This window comes from Kitasatospora sp. NPDC088742 (genome assembly GCF_055584905.1).
Genome location: NZ_JBVJLD010000003.1, coordinates 93,285 through 110,440 on the forward strand (window position 1 = coordinate 93,285; position 17,156 = coordinate 110,440).

General features: G+C 72.8%; 15 protein-coding genes and 2 pseudogenes. 7 read left to right on the top strand and 10 right to left on the bottom strand.

From position 1 onward, the window contains the following. Positions 1 to 246 precede the first annotated feature (246 nt). The 3 genes and pseudogenes from ACZ6ZR_RS04750 to ACZ6ZR_RS04760 all read left to right on the top strand — a co-directional run. Entirely contained in the window at positions 247 to 981 is a 735-nt protein-coding gene (locus ACZ6ZR_RS04750; protein ID WP_465639373.1) for an NADase-type glycan-binding domain-containing protein, read from the top strand. 123 nt (positions 982 to 1,104) lie between these two features. Then, positions 1,105 to 1,344 (top strand): annotated as a pseudogene (locus ACZ6ZR_RS04755) (peptidoglycan-binding protein); the annotation flags it as partial. A gap of 117 nt (positions 1,345 to 1,461) precedes the next feature. Further along, positions 1,462 to 1,752, top strand: a pseudogene (locus ACZ6ZR_RS04760) (M23 family metallopeptidase); the annotation flags it as partial. A gap of 104 nt (positions 1,753 to 1,856) precedes the next feature. Here the strand turns inward: ACZ6ZR_RS04760 and ACZ6ZR_RS04765 are convergent. After that, positions 1,857 to 2,633 (bottom strand): peptidoglycan-binding protein, encoded by a 777-nt coding sequence (locus ACZ6ZR_RS04765; RefSeq protein ID WP_465639374.1) that lies wholly within the window; start codon positions 2,631 to 2,633, stop codon positions 1,857 to 1,859. 59 nt (positions 2,634 to 2,692) lie between these two features. Next, positions 2,693 to 3,445 carry a hypothetical protein gene (locus tag ACZ6ZR_RS04770; RefSeq protein WP_465639376.1) on the bottom strand — a complete coding sequence of 251 codons (753 nt, stop codon included), beginning with the start codon at positions 3,443 to 3,445 and terminating at the stop codon, positions 2,693 to 2,695. A gap of 372 nt (positions 3,446 to 3,817) precedes the next feature. Between ACZ6ZR_RS04770 and ACZ6ZR_RS04775 the strand changes: the two genes are divergently transcribed. Then, complete coding sequence (locus ACZ6ZR_RS04775) at positions 3,818 to 4,252, top strand: hypothetical protein (protein WP_465639378.1); 435 nt, start codon at positions 3,818 to 3,820, stop codon at positions 4,250 to 4,252. A gap of 176 nt (positions 4,253 to 4,428) precedes the next feature. Here ACZ6ZR_RS04775 and ACZ6ZR_RS04780 read toward each other — a convergent pair whose 3' ends face one another. Next, entirely contained in the window at positions 4,429 to 5,388 is a 960-nt protein-coding gene (locus tag ACZ6ZR_RS04780) for a hypothetical protein (protein WP_465639379.1), read from the bottom strand. 81 nt (positions 5,389 to 5,469) lie between these two features. On the opposite strand from ACZ6ZR_RS04780, the gene ACZ6ZR_RS04785 reads away from it, so the two are divergent. The 3 genes from ACZ6ZR_RS04785 to ACZ6ZR_RS04795 all read left to right on the top strand — a co-directional run bounded on the left by ACZ6ZR_RS04785 (position 5,470) and on the right by ACZ6ZR_RS04795 (position 7,478). After that, entirely contained in the window at positions 5,470 to 5,856 is a 387-nt protein-coding gene (locus ACZ6ZR_RS04785; RefSeq protein WP_465639381.1) for a PadR family transcriptional regulator, read from the top strand. Then, a complete protein-coding gene (locus tag ACZ6ZR_RS04790; RefSeq protein WP_465639383.1) occupies positions 5,853 to 6,458 on the top strand; it encodes an HAAS signaling domain-containing protein in 606 nt (201 codons plus the stop codon). Before ACZ6ZR_RS04785 ends, ACZ6ZR_RS04790 begins: the two co-directional genes overlap by 4 nt. A gap of 87 nt (positions 6,459 to 6,545) precedes the next feature. Continuing rightward, positions 6,546 to 7,478 carry a hypothetical protein gene (locus ACZ6ZR_RS04795; RefSeq protein ID WP_465639384.1) on the top strand — a complete coding sequence of 311 codons (933 nt, stop codon included), beginning with the start codon at positions 6,546 to 6,548 and terminating at the stop codon, positions 7,476 to 7,478. A gap of 155 nt (positions 7,479 to 7,633) precedes the next feature. On the opposite strand, the gene ACZ6ZR_RS04800 is transcribed toward ACZ6ZR_RS04795, so the two are convergent. The 7 genes from ACZ6ZR_RS04800 to ACZ6ZR_RS04830 form a co-directional block, all read right to left on the bottom strand. Next, positions 7,634 to 7,819: a hypothetical protein gene (locus tag ACZ6ZR_RS04800; protein WP_465639386.1), complete on the bottom strand. Its 186-nt coding sequence runs from the start codon at positions 7,817 to 7,819 to the stop codon at positions 7,634 to 7,636. Positions 7,820 to 7,833: 14 nt separating this feature from the next. Beyond that, entirely contained in the window at positions 7,834 to 12,207 is a 4,374-nt protein-coding gene (locus ACZ6ZR_RS04805; protein ID WP_465639388.1) for a golvesin C-terminal-like domain-containing protein, read from the bottom strand. Positions 12,208 to 12,387: 180 nt separating this feature from the next. Continuing rightward, the gene (locus ACZ6ZR_RS04810) at positions 12,388 to 13,584 is read right to left on the bottom strand and encodes an ABC transporter permease (RefSeq protein ID WP_465639636.1); all 1,197 of its coding nucleotides are present in this window, start codon (positions 13,582 to 13,584) and stop codon (positions 12,388 to 12,390) included. 26 nt (positions 13,585 to 13,610) lie between these two features. Continuing rightward, complete coding sequence (locus ACZ6ZR_RS04815; RefSeq protein WP_465639390.1) at positions 13,611 to 14,348, bottom strand: ABC transporter ATP-binding protein; 738 nt, start codon at positions 14,346 to 14,348, stop codon at positions 13,611 to 13,613. Next, the gene (locus ACZ6ZR_RS04820) at positions 14,345 to 15,640 is read right to left on the bottom strand and encodes a peptidoglycan-binding domain-containing protein (protein ID WP_465639392.1); all 1,296 of its coding nucleotides are present in this window, start codon (positions 15,638 to 15,640) and stop codon (positions 14,345 to 14,347) included. The genes ACZ6ZR_RS04815 and ACZ6ZR_RS04820 overlap by 4 nt, the downstream gene beginning before the upstream one ends. An 8-nt stretch (positions 15,641 to 15,648) precedes the next feature. After that, positions 15,649 to 16,527 (bottom strand): hypothetical protein, encoded by an 879-nt coding sequence (locus ACZ6ZR_RS04825; RefSeq protein WP_465639394.1) that lies wholly within the window; start codon positions 16,525 to 16,527, stop codon positions 15,649 to 15,651. Between the two features lie 114 nt (positions 16,528 to 16,641). Next, positions 16,642 to 17,022, bottom strand: coding sequence for a hypothetical protein (locus ACZ6ZR_RS04830; protein WP_465639395.1), 381 nt, complete (start codon positions 17,020 to 17,022; stop codon positions 16,642 to 16,644). Positions 17,023 to 17,156: the final 134 nt, after the last annotated feature.

Genomic DNA, 17,156 nt, shown 5'->3' on the forward strand with positions numbered 1-17,156 from the left:
CTGTCCTGGGAGGACCGGCCGGAGCCGGGCCCGCCCGCCGCGGCGCGGCCGGTGGTGCCGCCCCGGCCGACTACACCACCGACGGTGCCGCCCGCTGCCGCGCCCGCTGCTCCGCCCGCCGCTGCGACCGCCCGTGTGCCCGCCGCTCCGGCCGCGGGGCCCGTTCAGCCGGGGGCTTCCGCGCCTGCCGTGCAGCCGCCGCCGCCACCTCCCGCCGAGCCGCAGGAGCGGCCCGCGCCAGGGGAGTTGATCTGTGGTCAGTGCGGCACCGGGAACGTGCCGAGCCGGCGCTTCTGCCGGCGCTGCGGATCCTCGCTCGCCGACGCCCCGGTGGCGGCGCGCCCGCCGTGGTGGCGTCGGCTGTTCGGGCCGCGCCGTCCGAAGCGGGTGGCTCCGTCGGCGGGGGAGCGGCCGAGGCGGCGGATGTGGCGGCGGCCCCGGTTCGTGCTGCCGCTGCTGGTCCTGGTCGTGCTGCTGGGCGGCGGGTACCTGGGCCGGGCCCAGCTGTCGGCGGGAGTCGAGGCGGTCCGTGACCGGGTGTCGGACCCCCAGCAGATCCACCCCACCGCCGTCCGGGCCTCCTCCGAACAGCCTGGCCACCAGGCCGCGTTGGCCGTGGACGGCACCAACGACCGCTTCTGGGCCCCGTCGTCGGAGGGCGACGATGGCCGCGGCGCGTACCTGGAGGCCGAATTCGCCTCCCCCGTCCGCCTGGTGGACCTCGTCGTCCACGCCGGGACCTCCGCCAACGCGGAACAGTTCCTCACCCAGGCCCGGCCCCGGTCCCTGACCGTCACCCTCACCACCCCCGCCGGACGCAGCACCACCCGCACCCTGCACCTCGCCGACGCGCCGGGCCCGCAGAAGTTCCACCTCGCCGTGAGCGAGGTCCAGCGCCTGCGGCTCACCGTCGACGGGGCCTACGGCAACGGCCCCGGCCGCCGCGTCGCCCTGGCGGAGGTGGAGTTCTTCCGCCGGTGACCACCGGTCGAGCGTCGTGAGCAACTCCTGGTCGCGCTACTGCAATTGCAGGATTCCCCCGGCAAGCGCACGGTGGAGACGAGGGGCCGACGAGGCTGCACTGAGGAGAAAGCGATGTCCACGCAACCGTTCCCTGGAGCAGAGTTCTTCCACGCCGGGCAGAACAGCCCGGTCATCACCGCGATGGGGCGTCGTCTGGTGGCGGAGGGGTGCGGGCGGTACCAGGTGGGGCCCGGGCCGGAGTGGACCGACGTCGACCGCCAGTCCTACTCGGCCTGGCAGCAGAAGCTCGGATTCTTCGGCGACGACGCGGACGGCATCCCGGGCAGGCAGTCCTGGGACCAGCTCCAGGTTCCGTCAGTTGACGGCCCGTCCGGTGGCGGTGGCGGCGATCGCGCCGACTCTCCGGTGCCCGGGCACGGGGTGACGACCGCCTACAACAAGACGGGCCCGATGTGGAGCCTGGGCCGTCACACCGGTGCGGACTACGCCGCCGACTCGGGCACCGGCTGCGTCGCGGTGCTCGGCGGCTCCGTCGCCCGCACCGGGGTGGACGACAGCTTCGGGAACTTCCTGGTGCTCCGCTCCGGCGGGTTCGACTACTGGTACTGCCATCTGTCCGAGCGGCTCGTCGGCAGTGGCGCGTCGGTGGGCGCGCGGCAGACGATCGCCCTGGTCGGCGCCACGGGCAACGCCAACGGTCCGCACCTGCACCTCGAAAAGCGCCCTGCCGGCGGGGACTTCGGGTCCGACGTCGCTCCCGACTGGTGAAGGGCGACTGGTGACGGGTGCCGGGTGCCGCCGGCCCGAGGCGGCCCGGTCAACCCGCGTGACTCCCGCTGGTCGTCCGTGCCGGCGTCGGGTCGGCGGGTCGGTCAGGCGGCCGGGACGCGGAGTTGTGCCCAGCTGGTGGGGCCGGGAATACCGTCGGCGTCGGCGCCCGAGAAGCCCAGCTTGCGCTGGAACGCGGCGTACGAATCCACGTCGGCCTGGCCGAAGTCGGGGCCGGGGCCGACCTTGTAGTGGGAGCAGCCCTCCTCGACGAGGCGCACGCCCATCCGCGTGATCACGTCGGAGTGCCGGCCCGGCCGGAAGAAGTCCGCACCGGGGAACGGTTCCAGCAGTGCGCTGAGTTGCCCGGGTGCGCCGTTGGGCCGCGGTGCGCCGTGCCTGACCCAGGACTCCAGCGGCTCGCCGGGGCAGTCGGTGCTGAAGCCGTCCTGGTGGCCCTTGATGTCGGGCCCGGCGCCGTTGTGCTGCAGCAGCTCGATGCCGTCCCGGATGGCGCCGAGCATGGCGTCGGTGGGCTGGGTCAGCCCGACGTTTCCGACGAGTCCGACGATGGCGTAGTGGTCACGGTTGAGCTGCTGGTTGCCGTTCGCACCGGTTCGCCGACCGATCCCTCGGCCCTCGAGCAGGAAGCCGTGCGGGCAGGCGGCGTAGTTGTAGGCGACGTCGGAGAAGTGCTCCTTGGTGTTGGCGAGGTGCGAGGCGCGGATGTCCTTCCACTCGCGGATGCAGGCCTCGTGGTCGTCCAGCAGGGACGTCGAGACGTTGGTTCCCTCGTAGTGGACCTTCACGCCGAGTGTGCTGGCTTGCAGGGGTGCTTCGGACTCGGGGAAGCCGAGTTCCGCACGGGTGACGAGCTTCATGGGTTCCTCCAGGGCAGGGTGGTGCCGTGACGCGGAGGCGGGAGGGCGCTTCCCGCGCGTCAGTATCCGCGGGGCGGCCGGTTGGAGTCCGCCTGCTGGACCTTGGCCGCCAGGTCGTGCCCGTCGCGGGCGACGCCGTACCTGTCCATGACGTAGTTCATCGACGCGGCGACGTTCGCCATGCCGTCGTAGATGTGGTTCGGCGTACCCGGCTGGTGGTAGTTCGCGAAGGTCGGCGGGATGCACTGCACGACACCGCGGGAGCAGTACAGCGGATTGCCGTCCGACTGGAGCGGGCCGTGCGCGTTGGAGTCGCTGGTGTTGACCGCGTTGAAGAAGTAGCTCGATTCACGGACGGCGATCGTCATGTACCCGGGCAGCCAGTCCGTGACCGGGACGCCCAGGAGCTGGCAGACCCGGTTGATGGCGGCACTCGTGCTGCCGTCGACGACCTTGTCGTAGATCACGGCCGAGATCGGGATACCGAGTCCCTGAGCGGATGTTGGCGCCTCCGCGCCTTCGACGACGGAGAACAGGCCGCTCTCCGCGCCCAGCTGCTTGAGCGTACGGACACCCGGGATTCCGTCCGCGTCACTGCCGCTGAAGCCGAACGACTGCTGCAGCCGGCTGTAGGCGTTGAGGGTCAGCGTGCCGAACGAGCCGTCCACGAAGTCCGGGTGCAGCAGCCCCCGTTCGGCCAGGGCCTGCTCAACGGGTCGCACGTCGTCGGGGAACGTCGGCCTGGCTCCCTCAGGGGCCGGTGGGTCGACGGTCGCAGCCTTCACTACATGAGAGACATCGACCTGGATCACTTCATCACCTTCTCCGGACACCCCTGTTATCGACTCTAAGACCGGAAGGCCGAGACCACTTGTCAAGCGGGGCGCCGAGGTTGCGGCCGAGGTTGAACCGTGCACCACCGGCGGTGGCCGGCGCGGGCGGGGCCGGCGACGGCTTCGATGTGGGTGAGGGTTCGAGGGGGAGGGGGAGGGTCAACTGATGGAGGTCGTCCGGGGGTTCGACGCCCGCGTGGACGGCGGTGAGGGGTGAATGGCTGCCTCCCAGGGGGCGGGAAAGCATTCCAGGCCTTCATCGGCCGATTTTCTTGTGCCGAACCTCTCGTCGAACGGGCGCCCGATCACTACCATCGGCGCGGAATTCACACGGCACGAGACGGAGACGTAATGAACCAGAAGCTGCAGATCCGCGCGTTCGAGCAGGTGGCATCGGCCCTTCAACCCGGTGAGCAGCCGATAGCCGCCGCACGCGCCGTGGTCGGGGCCTACTCCGCGAGCAGGCTCGGAACTGTCGTCAGACAGGGCGTACTTCTGGAGGCCGCGGGCGGACTCGGCACGGCTCTGCTGACCGCGGGCGCGAAGCAGTTCGTGGTGGTCACCAACCGCCGGCTGATCTTCCTGACGCAGACCTTCTGGTTCGGCGGCCCCGGCGGCAAGGTGCTCGGCGAGGTGCCGCGCGAGCACGTCTCGCTCGCCGAGGCCAAGATCGGCGTGGTCAGCCTGCTGCGCATCGCCTTCGGCGACGCGGGCGACGGCGTGAGCCTGACGTTCCCACGCATCGACAAGAAGAACGCAGAGGCACTGGCCGCCGCCCTGCGGTAATCGGGCGGGCGTCAGCCCGGCGATCTCGACCGCGCCGGTGGGGGTGACCACCTGCACACCCTCCGACGGGCCGGATGGCGACGATCTGTTCATCGGTGCTCACTTGACGGAGTCTCAGTCCCCGTTCGAGCTGGATGTTCGGAGGGCCGTGCCACCGCGCACGCCGGCCTCTTCGGTCAACTGTTCGGTGGCTCTCCACCGAGGGCTGCTACGAGTTCGGCCCGAAGCTGAGGATCGTCCGTCGTCGAGGCGAGGCGGTGGGCGACGGGCCCGATGCGCCATCCCGAGTCGTGATCGAACGGGGGCCGTGAGCCCGATGCGTTGTGCGTCACCTCGGCCACCAGTTCGGCGAGGGTGAAGAGCAGGGCCTGATCCTCGTTCAGGGGAGCGTCCTGTCGCAGGCTTCTTCGCCGCAGCCGGTCGAACACTTCGCGGGCCTGGGGCCACCGTTCTTCGGTCTCTGCCAGCAGCAGCGCGTCGTCGATCTCGGGGAAGTCCCCGATGGTCCGGCGCGCGGTGCGAAGTACGCCGGCCGCCCAGGCGACCGGGGCGGCCTGGGCCTCGAACCGGGAACGGCCCCAGGAGTAGGTGACGGCTCCCCGGGCCGGGCCGGCGACGGTTTCGATGTGGGTGGGGGGTTCGAGGGGGAGGGGGCGGGTCAACTGGTGGAGGTCGTCCGGGGGTTCGGCGCCTTCGTGGACGGCGGTGAGGTAGGCGCGGGCTTGGGAGAGGGTGAGGCGGGGGGCGGCTCGGCGGAGGTGGGCGAGGGCGGCGACGGTGCCGGCGGTGGTGTGGAGGGTGCGGACGGTGGCGGCGAGGGGGTCGGGGGAGCGGTGGCCCCGGACGTGGAGGAGGTAGTCGTCGGTCCAGCCCTCGTCGGTCCACCAGACGGCGTTGACGTGGTGGAGGCTGCCGTCCTCGCCGTCGACCATGAGGTGGCCGCCGTTCCAGCCGACGGCGCGCGGCTGCGCGGAGGGGTCGTAGTCGGTCCGGTCGTAGTGGATCAGCCAGCCGGCGTGCGGGATCTCCTTGACGCGCTGGATGACGACCGGCGGCGGGGTCTCGTCCCAGGGCCAGCTCTCGGCGCGGGCCAGGTGGGCTTCGACGATGGCGACGGCCTGCTGACTGGTGATCACCCTGACATCCTGCGGTACAGGTCAAACGGTTTCGGGTGTGGTCTTGCGCGGTGCCTTGCTTCGCCTGCTATCTTGCATCGCATGGTACCTGGCAACACACAGACGGGCGGCGGCGGTGGCACCGAACCCTCCGAGGGGGCGGTCGCCACCCAGCTGCGCAAGGGCGTGCTGGAGTACTGCGTCCTGGCACTGCTGCGCGACGCCCCGCGCTACGGGGTCGAACTGCTCCAGGAGCTCGACCGCTTCCCGACGCTGGCGACCAGTCAGGGGACCATCTACCCCCTGCTGTCCCGACTGCGCCGGGCGGGGCTCGCCGACACCTTCCTGCGGGACTCCGCCAGCGGGCCGTCCCGCCGCTACTACACGCTGACCGAGACCGGCCGCGCCGCGCTGGAGGAGTTCACCACGCTGTGGCCCGCCTTCCGCGAAGCCGTCGACCACGTCCTCACCCCGGGAGAGAAGCCGTGAACAACCCGACCGACCACCCACTGGTCCGCGAACACCTCGACGCCGTCGCCCGGTTGACCGCCACCCTGCCGCGCGAGCGCCAGGGCGAACTCCTCGCGGACCTGCGCGAGCACGTCGAGGTGGCCCTCGCCGAGTCGGCGGAAGGGGACGAGGCGGCGGTCCGGCTGCTGCTGGAAAGCCTCGGCAGCCCGCGGCAGATCGCGGACGCGGCTCTGGCCGAGGAGGGCCGGGCCAGGCCCGTCGCCGAGGGCGGGCGGCGGACCACCGTGACGCTGCTGGCGGCCGGCCTGGTCTTCCCGCTGCTGCTGGTGCCGGCCGTCGGGCCGGTCCTGGCGCTGGCCGCCGCCGTCCTCGCGGCCGTCCGGGTCGGGCGCTCGCCGCAGTGGACCGGGCGGGAGAAGAAGCGGGCCGCGCTGCTGCTGCTCAGCCCCGTGCTGCTGGTGCCGCTGGCCGTCCTCGTGCTCGCCGTGACCACGGCCGTGGGCCTGACCCCGGCCGCCGTGCTGGCGGCCTGCGCGGTGGGCTTCGCCCCGACCGCGGCCGCCGTGGTCCTGCTGGCCCGCTCCGCCGCCCGGGTCCGGGCCGCCGCCGCGGCGGCCTGAACCGGCCCGCAGGAGCTTGACCCTGACACCGTGTGAGGCCGTCGACTGAGCACGTCGGCCCCACTCGAAACGGACGAGGACACCCACATGCCCGGCTACACCGGCTCAGGCCCGTACTGCTACACCAACTCCCTCGCGATGCTGCTCGGCGCCCACGCCCCGTCGACCACCGTGCTGGAGACCCTCACCGGCTCGGCCTTCGGCGTCGACCTCATCGCCGGGGAGCTCCCGTTCTTCAACCCCTACGGCTGGGACCCGGAGCTCGGGCTGGACGCGGCGGTCGAGCTGCTCGGCCTGCGGTGCGAGCGCAGCGCCGGAGGCACCGCGGAGCAGGCCGTCGAGCGGCTCCGGCGCGCCTGTGCGGAACACGGACCGGTGCTCGCCGGGCCGGTCGACATGGGGCTGCTGCTCTACCAGCCCGGCACGCCGAACGCCGACGGCGGCGACCACTACGTGGTGGTGCTGGAGGTGGGGGAGGACACCGTGCTGCTGCACGACCCGCACGGGCACCCGTACGCGACCCTCGGGGTCGCGGAGTTCGCTGCCGCCTGGGAGGCGAAGTCGGTCGCCTACGTGGCGGAGGGGTACGTGCTGCGCAGCGGCTTCGTGCGGGAGCGCGAGGTCGGGGCTGAGGAGGCGCTGCGGGCCTCGCTGCCGGGCGCGGTGCGGTGGCTGGCGGGGCGTCAGGACCTGGCGGTGCCGCCCGGGTCGCTGGGCGGGGCGGCGGCGCTGGAAGCGCTGGCGGGGCAGGTGGAGGCCGGGCTCGCGCCGGGTGTGCGGGGGCTGTTGCAGCACTTCGGCGTCCGGGCGGGCGCCCGGCGGCTGGCCGACGCGGCCTCCTGCCTGGCCCTGCTCGGGCTGGACGCGGCGGCCGCCGAGGCGGAGGGTCAGGCCCGGATCCTGGGAGGGCTCCAGCACCCGGTGGTCACGGGGGACGACGCGGCCCTGGCCGCCGGGCTGCGCCGCCTTGCCCCGGGCTACGACCGCCTGCGGCGAGCCCTGGAGGACGCCCTCGGCTGACGGCCTGACGGCCGATCAGCCCGCCGGGCGGCCGACCGGGCACGTCCTCGACGCCGCCTCGCGCGGCTCGCGGGCAGGGGCGAGGGACGTGGAGACGGAACGGGAGGCCGGGACGGATGTCTCCGTCCCGGCCTCCCGGAGGGGTCGTCAGTTGCTCAGCGCAGGAACAGCGGTGGCAGCAGGACGACTGCCGCCACCCCCAGGACCACCAGCAGCGCCAGTCCGAATCCGCGCAGGATCCGGCCGGGCAGCGGGCCGGAGGCCAGGGCGGTGAAGGCCGCCCCGACCACCAGCACGATCAGCAGGAGCACGCCCGCGATGACCAGGACTCCCAATGCCATGGGGTCAGCCTGCCTCAGGGGGTGTAGGGACTGTTGAAGGTGGCGCCGGTGTCGTCGCAGTGCTTCACCCTGGTGGGGATGTCGCCGGGCGCGTTGCCGAGCACCGGGAACGGGATCCCGATGTTCCACGGGTTGCCGCCGCTGCCCCGGGCCTGGACGTCGCACTGCGAGAAGGCGTTCCCGGCGTCGCTGTTGATGCCGGGGATGTTGGAGAAGTTCTTCCAGTCGCCCTTGTGGACGGGAGCACCGGTGGGCTTGCCGGTGTTGTCCACCAGCTTGCCGTCCAGGTACAGGTACAGGTCGGGCATGTAGCTCTGGTAGACCAGGCCGTACTGCGGGTCGGAGTCGATGTTCGGGAAGTTCTGGGTCGGCTTGACCGAACCGTCGGCGCAGAACGCCATGCTGATGTTGTGCCAGATCGGCGGGGCGTTGCCGATGGTGTTCCCGAAGGTGTTGTAGCCGAGCGGGCCCCAGTTCTTGAAGAACATCTGGTAGATCTCGTCGACCAGCTGGGTCACGGCCGGCTGCACGTCGGTGCGCGCCTTGACCTTGTCGAGCCACGCCTTGTAGTTGTCGTTGATGCTGGTCTGCGCGGTCATGGCACGGTAGCCGTGCACGCCGCCGCCGACGTGGCGCACGTCCACGCAGCTGTTGTCGGGGCTGAGCCGGGCGCCGCGGGTGTGCGGCAGGTAGGCCTGGCCGGGGGTGTCGCCGTCGGTCAGCGGGTCCGCGTGCAGCTTCTGCCCGCCGCTGTAGCGGTAGGCGTCGATGACGTCGTACGCCAGGTCGGGCTCGGGGATGCCGTAGTCCTTGGCCACCGCGTGGATGATGCCGGTGACGAACTTCGGCAGGTGGGCGTTGCCGACCAGGGTCTCGCCGTCGGCGAACTCGCTACCGGGGATGATCTTGTTGGTGTCGTCGAGCAGGTAGCTGACGCTCACCTTGCTCTTGATCTTGTAGCTGTCCTTCGAGGCGTACGCCGCGGACGGGGCCAGGGTGGGGTCGGGACGGCGGTTGGACATGCCCATCCAGACCGGCAGGGACATGGTCGGCGCCGAGCCGTCCGCGGTCACCGTCTGGCCGCCGGCCACGATGTCGCCGTACCACTGCTGGGCCACCGCGCGCACGGCGGGACTGGCGCAGGGCTGGGCCACGAAGGTGCCGCAGGCGGGGTCGGCGAGGATGCCGCTCACGTTCTTGGAGCTGTCGGACCAGAGCGGGCCCTGGTTCGCCAGACCGGCCGCCCAGCGGTAGAGCGTGCCCATGCCGCGCATCGGCGTGTTGATCTGGGAGGGCATGTTGCTGTCGAGGCTCTGGTTCGGGTCGAAGATCGACACCGCGTCGAAGGACCGCTCGACGAAGCGGCCCTGGACCGGGACGACCGCCATCGCGTCGAAGGCGATGTCGGCGTCGCCGGTGCCGCCGTCCGTGACGCTGGAGAGCCGGACGGTGGGCTTGCCGTTGAACATGAAGACCCCGACCGGGACCCAGCGGTTGCCCGTCCCCGGCTGGGAGATGACGCGGCTTCGGGTCCCGTTGGCGGTCTCCACCTCGTACTTGGCCTGGGTGGTCTGGGCGCCGTGGTCGGGCAGGTGCACCAGGACGCGGGCCGGGCCGTTCAGCGCCTGGTCGAAGTTCCAGGTACCGGTCACCCGCAGCTTGCCGCCGTTCGCGTCGGCGGCCCGGGTGTGGGCGAAGTAGAAGTGCCCGCCGAAGCCGGCCCCCAGCTGGTGGAAGTCCACCTTCGAGGGGTACCTGCCAGCTGAGTCCGAGGCGAAGTCCAGCGAGAAGTTCCCGCTGTTGGGCGTCCGGGAGCAGCCCGGGCGCACCGAGGGCACGTCGGACGGCAGGTCGTCGACCACCAGCGCGCCGGCCGGCAGGCCGGTCAGGGTGCAGTTGGGCGGGTAGGCGGTGCCGTCCGCCTCCTCCGGGTACGTGGTGTTGAAGCGGATGACCTCGTTGCCGCAGCTGTAGGAGCAGTCGCTCTTCCAGGTGGCCGGCTGGTTGTACCAGCACTTCAGGTCGTACTGCCCCGCCGCGTTCTGGTGCGCGCACGGGCCCGACTTGGCCCCGGCCACCTCGGGCGCGTTGGGCTGGAAGGACTGCCCGGGGCGGCAGTTGTTGCTGTCGTTGCAGAACTGGTTGGTCGGCGGGGAGACGGTGTACCGGTTGAGGGTCGCCAGGTTGGCGTCCGCACCGTTCCACCAGGCCGCGCGGAAACCGGGCACGGTCTTGCCGGGGGACTCCAGGCCCTCGATCGGGTAGGCGGCCCAGCCCATGATCTTCTCGGGGTACGGCCAGTCCTGCGGGTGCGCGGCGTCCGCGTAGCTGTTGTTGTTGAGGAACGGCTTGCGGTTGGCCGGGTAGTTGGGGTTGGCGGGGTTGTTCGCCCAGCCGAGGCCCCACGGGCTGCCGTCCGAAGTCTTCGGGTAGAAGCCGGAGTTGTAGGCCCAGGCGGCGTAGAACCAGTTCTCCGGCTTGAGCGGGTCACCGTTGTTGATGGTCATCCCGGCGCGGCGGGTGGTGTTCCACTTGTCCTGGATGGTGCGCAGGCCGGCCGCGATGTTGGCGGCGTAGTCCAGCGCGACGGCGCGCTGGGACTGGTAGGGCAGGGCGGTCTGGCCGGTCGGGGTGAACTCCGGCAGGCGCATGCCGTCGGTCTGCTGGGTGAGGCCGTAACCGCAGTCCGCCTTGGCGAAGTTGACGTCCCAGTCGTCGGCCTCGGTGGCGTTGTAGACCTCGCGGCCGTAGAAGTTGCCGATCAGCGGGTTGGCGGTGACACCGGGCACGGCGGCCCGGGTCGCCTGCCACATGTTGGACTCCTGGGCGATGACGCCCAGCATGATCTGGGCCGGCACGTGGCCGCCGCCGTCCAGCGGGATCGACGGGAACAGGCCCTGCGGCGTGTACGCCGGCATGCCCAGGTTCTTCCAGTTGGCCGGGCGCTGGGTGTTGAGGTTGCCGACGATCGCCTGGTCGACCGCCCACTCCACCTGACGGGGCTTGGGCTGCATGGCCTGGTTCTGCGGGTCGTTGCGCGGTACCGCGCAGACCCGCTCGGCCTCGACGGGGTTGGAGGAGGAGCCGGCGGCGGGGGCGGCCAGCAGGCCGGCGCTGACGGCGCGGCCCTGCGGGGCCGGGGTGGAGGAGCCGGCGGCGGGGGCGGCGGGGCCGCCCAGCGCGGGTGACGGGGTGTCGCCTGCGGCGCCGTCGGCGGTGGTCGGCTGCACGGTGAAGCCGGCCGTCTTGCCGGTGTCCGGCACGCTCAACTGGATGGTGACGGGCCGGGGTTCGGTGCCGGTGGGGGCCACGGGCTGGGGGGTGCTCTGGTCGGCCCAGCGGGTGCTCTCGACCACCGAGCGTCCCTCGGTGGAGACCGTCGCGTCGACCGGGGCGGTGACCTTCTTGACCGTGCCGGGGAGCTTCTCGGTCTTGGTGGGGGCGCCGGTGATGACCACCTTGCCCTTGGCGGCGGCGGTCAGGCCGAGCTGGTCGACGGCGCCGCTGGCCAGCAGGTCGGGGCGCGGCTGGGCGGCCGGGGCCTTGCCGCCGCGGCCGGCCAGGCGCTTGACGGTGGACTCCTTGTCGGTGTGGTCCATGAAGACCACGCCGCCCTCGGCGTCGGCCTTCAGGTGGAACGGGACGCCGTCGGTCCTGGTGAGTTCGGTCCGCTGGCCGTCCTGCTCGATCCGGACGACCCGGTTGCTGTCGGCGGCCACGAAGGAGCCGTCCTTGGCGGGTACGGCGGAGGAGACCTGGCCGGGCACCTCGAGCGGCGCGTCGGCCTTGCCGGTGGCGGCGTCGATGCGGATCAGCCGGGTGGCGGGCTTGTCCTCGCCGCCGCCCTGGGTGAGGACGACCTGCTCGTCGGCGCCGCAGCCGGGGCTGTAGTAGGCGAGCGAGGCCTTGACGTCGAGCTTGGTGACGGCGCCGGTCTCCAGGTCCACCACCGCGCTGAAGCCGCCTCGGGCGAACAGCTCGGGCTTGTTGGTGAAGGTCCGGGGCGCGTAGACGGCGACCAGGCGCTTGCCGGAGCCGGTGACGCAGGCGTTGCCGATCCACTGGTCGGCGTCGAAGCCGGGCTCGCGGAGGGTGGCCGCGGTGTTCCAGGCGTATCCGGCCCGGGCGTCGGCGGTCAGCACGTGGAAGCCGTCGGCGTCACCGGAGGTGGTCCACGCGCGGTCGGCGGACTTCTCCCAGCCCTTGCCGAGGATCTCGTTGCGCTTGTCCGGCTTGATCTCCGACGGGCTGTCGGCGGCCGGCGCGGACGGTGGCTGCGGGGGCTGTGGTGCGGCGAAGGCGGGGGCGCCTTGGAGCAGGGACGCGGCCACGACCGCGGCCGCGAGGGCTGCGATCGGGCGTGCTGCCCTGGTTGGGGTGGACCTCATCGGCTCCATACCTGTTCTACGAGCGGTTGACGGGAGGAGTCACGTGCCGGGGAGGGCGCGTGACGGATCGTCAGCGCGGCGCGCGGAGGCAGGGCTCGGCGCCGCCTGACGAAGACTCGGAAGACTCGACGGGCGTGGTGCTCGGGCAGGACGGGGCAGGAGGGTGCGGTGCTGAAGGGCTCAGCGGCGGAGCGCCTCGGCGGGGGCGATCCGGGACGCCCGCCACGCCGGGTAGACGCCCGCGAGCAGGCCGGTCAGCAGGCCGAGCAGCGGAGCGCTCGCCACGGCGGCCGGCGGGAGCACCGGGGTCCACTGCCTGGCCGCCGAGACGGCCACCACGGTCACCGTCCCCAGGGCCGCGCCGACCAGACCGCCGAGCAGGCCCAGCAGCATCGACTCGGTGAGGAACTGGCAGGTGACGTGCCGTCCGCGCGCGCCCAGCGCGCGTCGCAGGCCGATCTCCCCGGTGCGCTCCATCACCGCCACCAGGGTGGTGTTGGCGATGCCCACCGCCCCGATGAACAGACAGACCCCGGCGAGCAGCAGGAAGAGCTGCCCGAGGTCCGACTTCACCCCGCCGCGCAGCGTCCTAGGGTCCGGCGGCGGCACGGCGCGCAGCCACTCCGGATGGTCGGGCCGCAGCGCCAGGGCGGCCTCGCCGGCGATCTGCGCGGCCGCGCCCTGGCGGGTGGTCACCAGCATCCGGGCCCGGTCGTCGGTCGGCTGGCCCCACAGCGACAGGGCGGTGGAGCGCGGCACGACGACCGACATCAGCAGGTCGGGCCGGCGCTGGACGTCGTCCAGGATGCCGATCACGGTGAACGCGGTGCCGTCGACGAAGACGGCGGGACGGTTCTGCACGGAGGTGACGCCGAGCCGCCGGGCGGCCGCGGCACCGAGCACCGCCACCCGCTCGGCGCGCTGCTCGTGGAAGGCGTCGAAGACCCGGCCCTCGCCCAGGGCCGGGCCCGCAGCGGTGAGCAACCCCGGTGAGGCGGCTATGAGTTGGGCCTGGGAGTCGACGGTCGCGGTCTCGGTCGGGCCGTTGGCGATCCGCTGGCCGGGGCCGAGCCGCACCCGCCAGCCGACACCGGCCGCGGTGACGCCGTGGAGCGCGGCCATCCGCGCGTCGGCGTCGGAGGGGAACGCCAGTGGGGCGGCCCCCGCCGGGCTGGTGGCCACGTCCTCTACTGTGACCTCGGTGGCGGTCAACTCGTCGAAACGGCCGTCGATCTGGGCTGCGGCGGTCCCGGTGAGACCGAGCACGGCGATCAGGGCGCCGACCCCGAGCACCGTGCCGAGCGCGGTCAGCGCCGAGCGCCCGGGGCGTTGCAGCACGCCGGCGACGGCCTCGGAGAGCAGGTCCCGCAGGGCCATCCGGGAGCGGGCCGGCTCACGGCCGGTCACGGCCGCACCCCGGGGGCGGCGACGGTCGCGGTCACGGGAGTCGTCTCGGTCAGGCGGCCGTCCCGGATCGTCACCGTGCGGCGGGCCCGGCGGGCCACCTGCTCGTCGTGGGTGATCACCATCATCGTCATGCCGTCCTGGTGGAGTCCGTCGAACAGGTCGAGGACCGAGGCGGTGGTGGCGGAGTCGAGGTTGCCGGTCGGCTCGTCGCAGAGCAGCAGGGTGGGCTCGGCGGCCAACGCCCTTGCGATGGCGACGCGTTGGCGCTCGCCGCCGGAGAGCCTGGTGGGCAGCGCGGTGGCGCGGTGTCCCAGGCCGACGCGTTCGACCACCTCGGCCGCCCGGCGGCGCCGGACGCCGCGCGCGACGCGCTGGTAGACCATCGAGAGCTCGACGTTCTCCAGCACGGTGCGGTGCGGCAGCAGGTGGAAGGCCTGGAAGACGAAGCCGATCCGGCTCCCGCGCAGCGCGGTGCGCCGGGCGTCCGGGAGCGTGGCGGTGTCCACCCCGTCCAGCAGGTACCGGCCGGTGGTCGGGGCGTCCAGCAGGCCGACCAGGTTGAGGAAGGTGGACTTCCCGGCCCCGGACGGGCCGACCACGGCGAGGTAGTCGCCCTGGTGGACCGTCAGGTCGCTCGGGTGCAGGGCGGTCACGGCGGGCGGGCCGGGGTAGGTGAGGCCGACCCCTTCGAGCCGGAGGACCGGTTCCGCGGCCGACGGCTTCGCGGCCGTCACGGCCGGACCCCGCGCTGCTGGACGCCGACCACGACCCGGTCACCGGCGGCCAGCGGAGCCGGGCCGTCGGCCGTCACCGCGACGAAGCCGTCGCCGGACAGGCCCGGACGGACCGTCACCTGGCGCACCGCCCCGTCCGGCAGCAGGACGCCGACGCTGCTGCGGCCGTCGGCCCCGGCGGACAGGGCGGCCGCGGGGACCGCGAGCACGGCGCCGTCGGAGCCGGCGGCCGTCACGGTGACGCGGGTGTCCTGGCCGACCAGGTCGGCGGGCAGCGGCCGGTCGGGCCGGATCCGCACCGGGTAGCCCGGGCCGCCGGAGCCGCCCTGCTCGCCCTTGGCCTGCACGGGGCTCTCGGCGACGGACACCACCGTGCCGGTGACCTTGGCCCCGGTGCTCTCCCGGAGGACCTCGGCCTTCTGACCGGTCCTCAGGAGACCCTTCTGCGGGCCGGTGACGGTGGCGTCGACGACCAGGTCGCCGGTCGAGAGGGACATCAGCCGCTCGCCGGGGGCCTGGCCGACGGTGGCGGAGACGGCGTCGGCCCGGGCCGGGAGATGGTCCAGGTAGACGATCTCCGACACGGGGACCACCACCTCGGCCGCCGCGGACGCCGCCGCCGTCGGGGAGGGGGAAGCTGACGGGGCGTCGGTCTTCGGTGCGCCGCCTTCGGCGGGCTTGCCGTCCGCCGTGGCGCGGACCGGCTGGTACCCGTGCTCGGCGTAGAAGGCGGTCACGGCCCGCCCGGTGCCGGCCGCGAAGGTGCCCTTGGGGTCGGGGGAGGTGGGGTGGCCGAGCTCGGCCAGGGCGCGCTGGAGCTGCTCCACGTCCTCGCCGGTGCTGCCCGTCCGCAGGTCGCGGTAGGCGGGGAGCGCCCCGCCGAGGGTGAGGACGGGGCGGCCCGACACCTCGAAGAGCTGCCGGCCGGGCGCGACGTCCTCGCCCTGCTGGACCTTGACCTTGGTGACGACCGCGCGGGCGCCCGGCACCCCGGCCGGTGCGCTGCCCTGGACGGCCAGCGTGGAGGTCGCGGTGACCCGTCCGCGCAGCACCACGGTGTCGCTGATGGTGCGCCGCTCGACGGCGGCGGTCAGCCGGTCCGGCGCGGGGGCGGCCGTTTCGGCCGCGACCTGGGCCGGGGACTTCAGCATCCTGGTGGCGAGGGCGCCGCCGCCTCCGGCCACCAGCGCGGTCACGACGACCGCGGCCAGCAGCCGGCGGCGCCGCCGGACCTCGGGGTTGGGGGCAGGGGACGCGGCGGGCGAGGGGGCAGGGGTGCGGGGCTCGGACACGTCGCGCCTCACCGCTCGCCGGCGAGCACGCGGGCGGCCTTCTTGACGGCCCGGTCGAGCTCCCCGCGCTCCGCGCGCAGGGCCTGGGCGTTCTGCTCCTGGGCGGCCTTCTGCAGCTTGGCCTCGGCGTCGAACCAGGCCTTGGCGACGCCGGTGCGCGCGCGGCAGTCCAGGTCCGCCAGCGCGGTGTCGATCTCCGGCTGGGTCACCTCGCTCCCGGTGAAGCGGGTGTCGTCGCTGGCGTCCAGCGGCTCCTTGTAGGAGTGGCCGCTCTCCTTCATGCAGGCGGACCACTGCTGGAAGCGGGCAGCCACCTCGGGCTCCTGCTTGGAGCGGACGAACGCCTCGTTGGCCAGCCGCTGGGCGAGCTCCCCGTAGGTCTTCTGCCCGCCGCCGAGGGCCTCGACCGCCTGCCGGCCGCAGTTCGACAGCGTCGCGGGGTCGATCCGGTCGGTCCCGTCCTCGAGGCCGACCCGCAGGGCGGCGTCGTAGGCGGCCTGCTCGGCCTGGTCCGGGTGGTAGCCGCGCGCGGCCGACAGCCCCTTGTCGTGGATGCCGTAGCGCCAGTCGGTCAGGGTCTTCGGCCCGAGCTTGGGGAGCTCGGGGGCCGGGGTCCAGGTGGTGTTGCCGCTCTTGCGGACGCAGTCCTGGGTCAGGGAGGTGGAGGCCTTCCGGAGCTGCCCCTGCTCGCCGTCCGAGGGCAGGTACGCCTCCATCGGGAGCTTCCAGGTCATCGGGTTCGACCCGTCGGACGCGACGGCGCCGGCGGGCGTCTGCCCGAGGTCGGTCACGCCCGAGGACGGGACCGTCTGCGAGCACGCGGCGGCGGCCAGGCAGACCAGCCCGGCGAGGGGGAGGACGAACGTACGGCGAGCGGGGAACGGCATCGGGACTCCCAGGGCCGCGCCAGGCGCTGCCCTTCGGTGAAGGTCGGAGAAGAGTGGACGGCGGCCGACCGTCGGGGGGGGATTCCAGATCGGGATCGGCCGCCGTGGTGCTTCCTAGAGGAACTGGAAGGAGGCGTTGTTGTTGTAGGTGTTCTTCAGCTGGAACCAGCTGGAGAACGGCGAGAGGACGTCGCTGGCGCCCTTGTAGCCGCTGTTGTAGTAGACGGCCGCGCGGTAGCTGGTGTGGCGGTTCTGGGCGGAGGCCGCGTTGTTCTTGGTGAGCGCGTTGGAGCCGGCCTTGCCCTCGTCGCAGAAGTAGATCGGCATCGGGCCGCTGACACCGTCGTTGACGTTGGAGAAGTCGTAGACGGGATAGCCCATGTTCCGGTGCGCGCCGGCGTACGAGGAGTTGTACCAGAGGGTGAACCAGAAGTTCTCGGCGCTGGTGGTGGAGGCGCAGCCCCGGGGGCTCCACAGGTTCGCGGAATTGTCCACGCCTTCGTTCGCGTGGGCGGCGGAGGGAATCATGGCACCGGCGGCCAGCAGGGCTGCCGCGCCGGTGAAAAGGGTACGCGAATACCACGAAGCCATAGGGGCGCTCAATTCTGGGTCGAGAGGGAGGGCAGAAG

What these genes read in the sequence shown, in the direction of transcription:
- ACZ6ZR_RS04810 (WP_465639636.1), bottom strand. Translation starts at nt 13,584, where the DNA reads ATGGCCCTGCGGGACCTGCTCTCCGAGGCCGTCGCCGGCGTGCTGCAA.
- ACZ6ZR_RS04775 (WP_465639378.1), top strand. Translation starts at nt 3,818, where the DNA reads ATGAACCAGAAGCTGCAGATCCGCGCGTTCGAGCAGGTGGCATCGGCC.
- ACZ6ZR_RS04825 (WP_465639394.1), bottom strand. Translation starts at nt 16,527, where the DNA reads ATGCCGTTCCCCGCTCGCCGTACGTTCGTCCTCCCCCTCGCCGGGCTG.
- ACZ6ZR_RS04765 (WP_465639374.1), bottom strand. Translation starts at nt 2,633, where the DNA reads ATGAAGCTCGTCACCCGTGCGGAACTCGGCTTCCCCGAGTCCGAAGCA.
- ACZ6ZR_RS04800 (WP_465639386.1), bottom strand. Translation starts at nt 7,819, where the DNA reads ATGGCATTGGGAGTCCTGGTCATCGCGGGCGTGCTCCTGCTGATCGTG.
- ACZ6ZR_RS04785 (WP_465639381.1), top strand. Translation starts at nt 5,470, where the DNA reads ATGGTACCTGGCAACACACAGACGGGCGGCGGCGGTGGCACCGAACCC.
- ACZ6ZR_RS04795 (WP_465639384.1), top strand. Translation starts at nt 6,546, where the DNA reads ATGCCCGGCTACACCGGCTCAGGCCCGTACTGCTACACCAACTCCCTC.
- ACZ6ZR_RS04805 (WP_465639388.1), bottom strand. Translation starts at nt 12,207, where the DNA reads ATGAGGTCCACCCCAACCAGGGCAGCACGCCCGATCGCAGCCCTCGCG.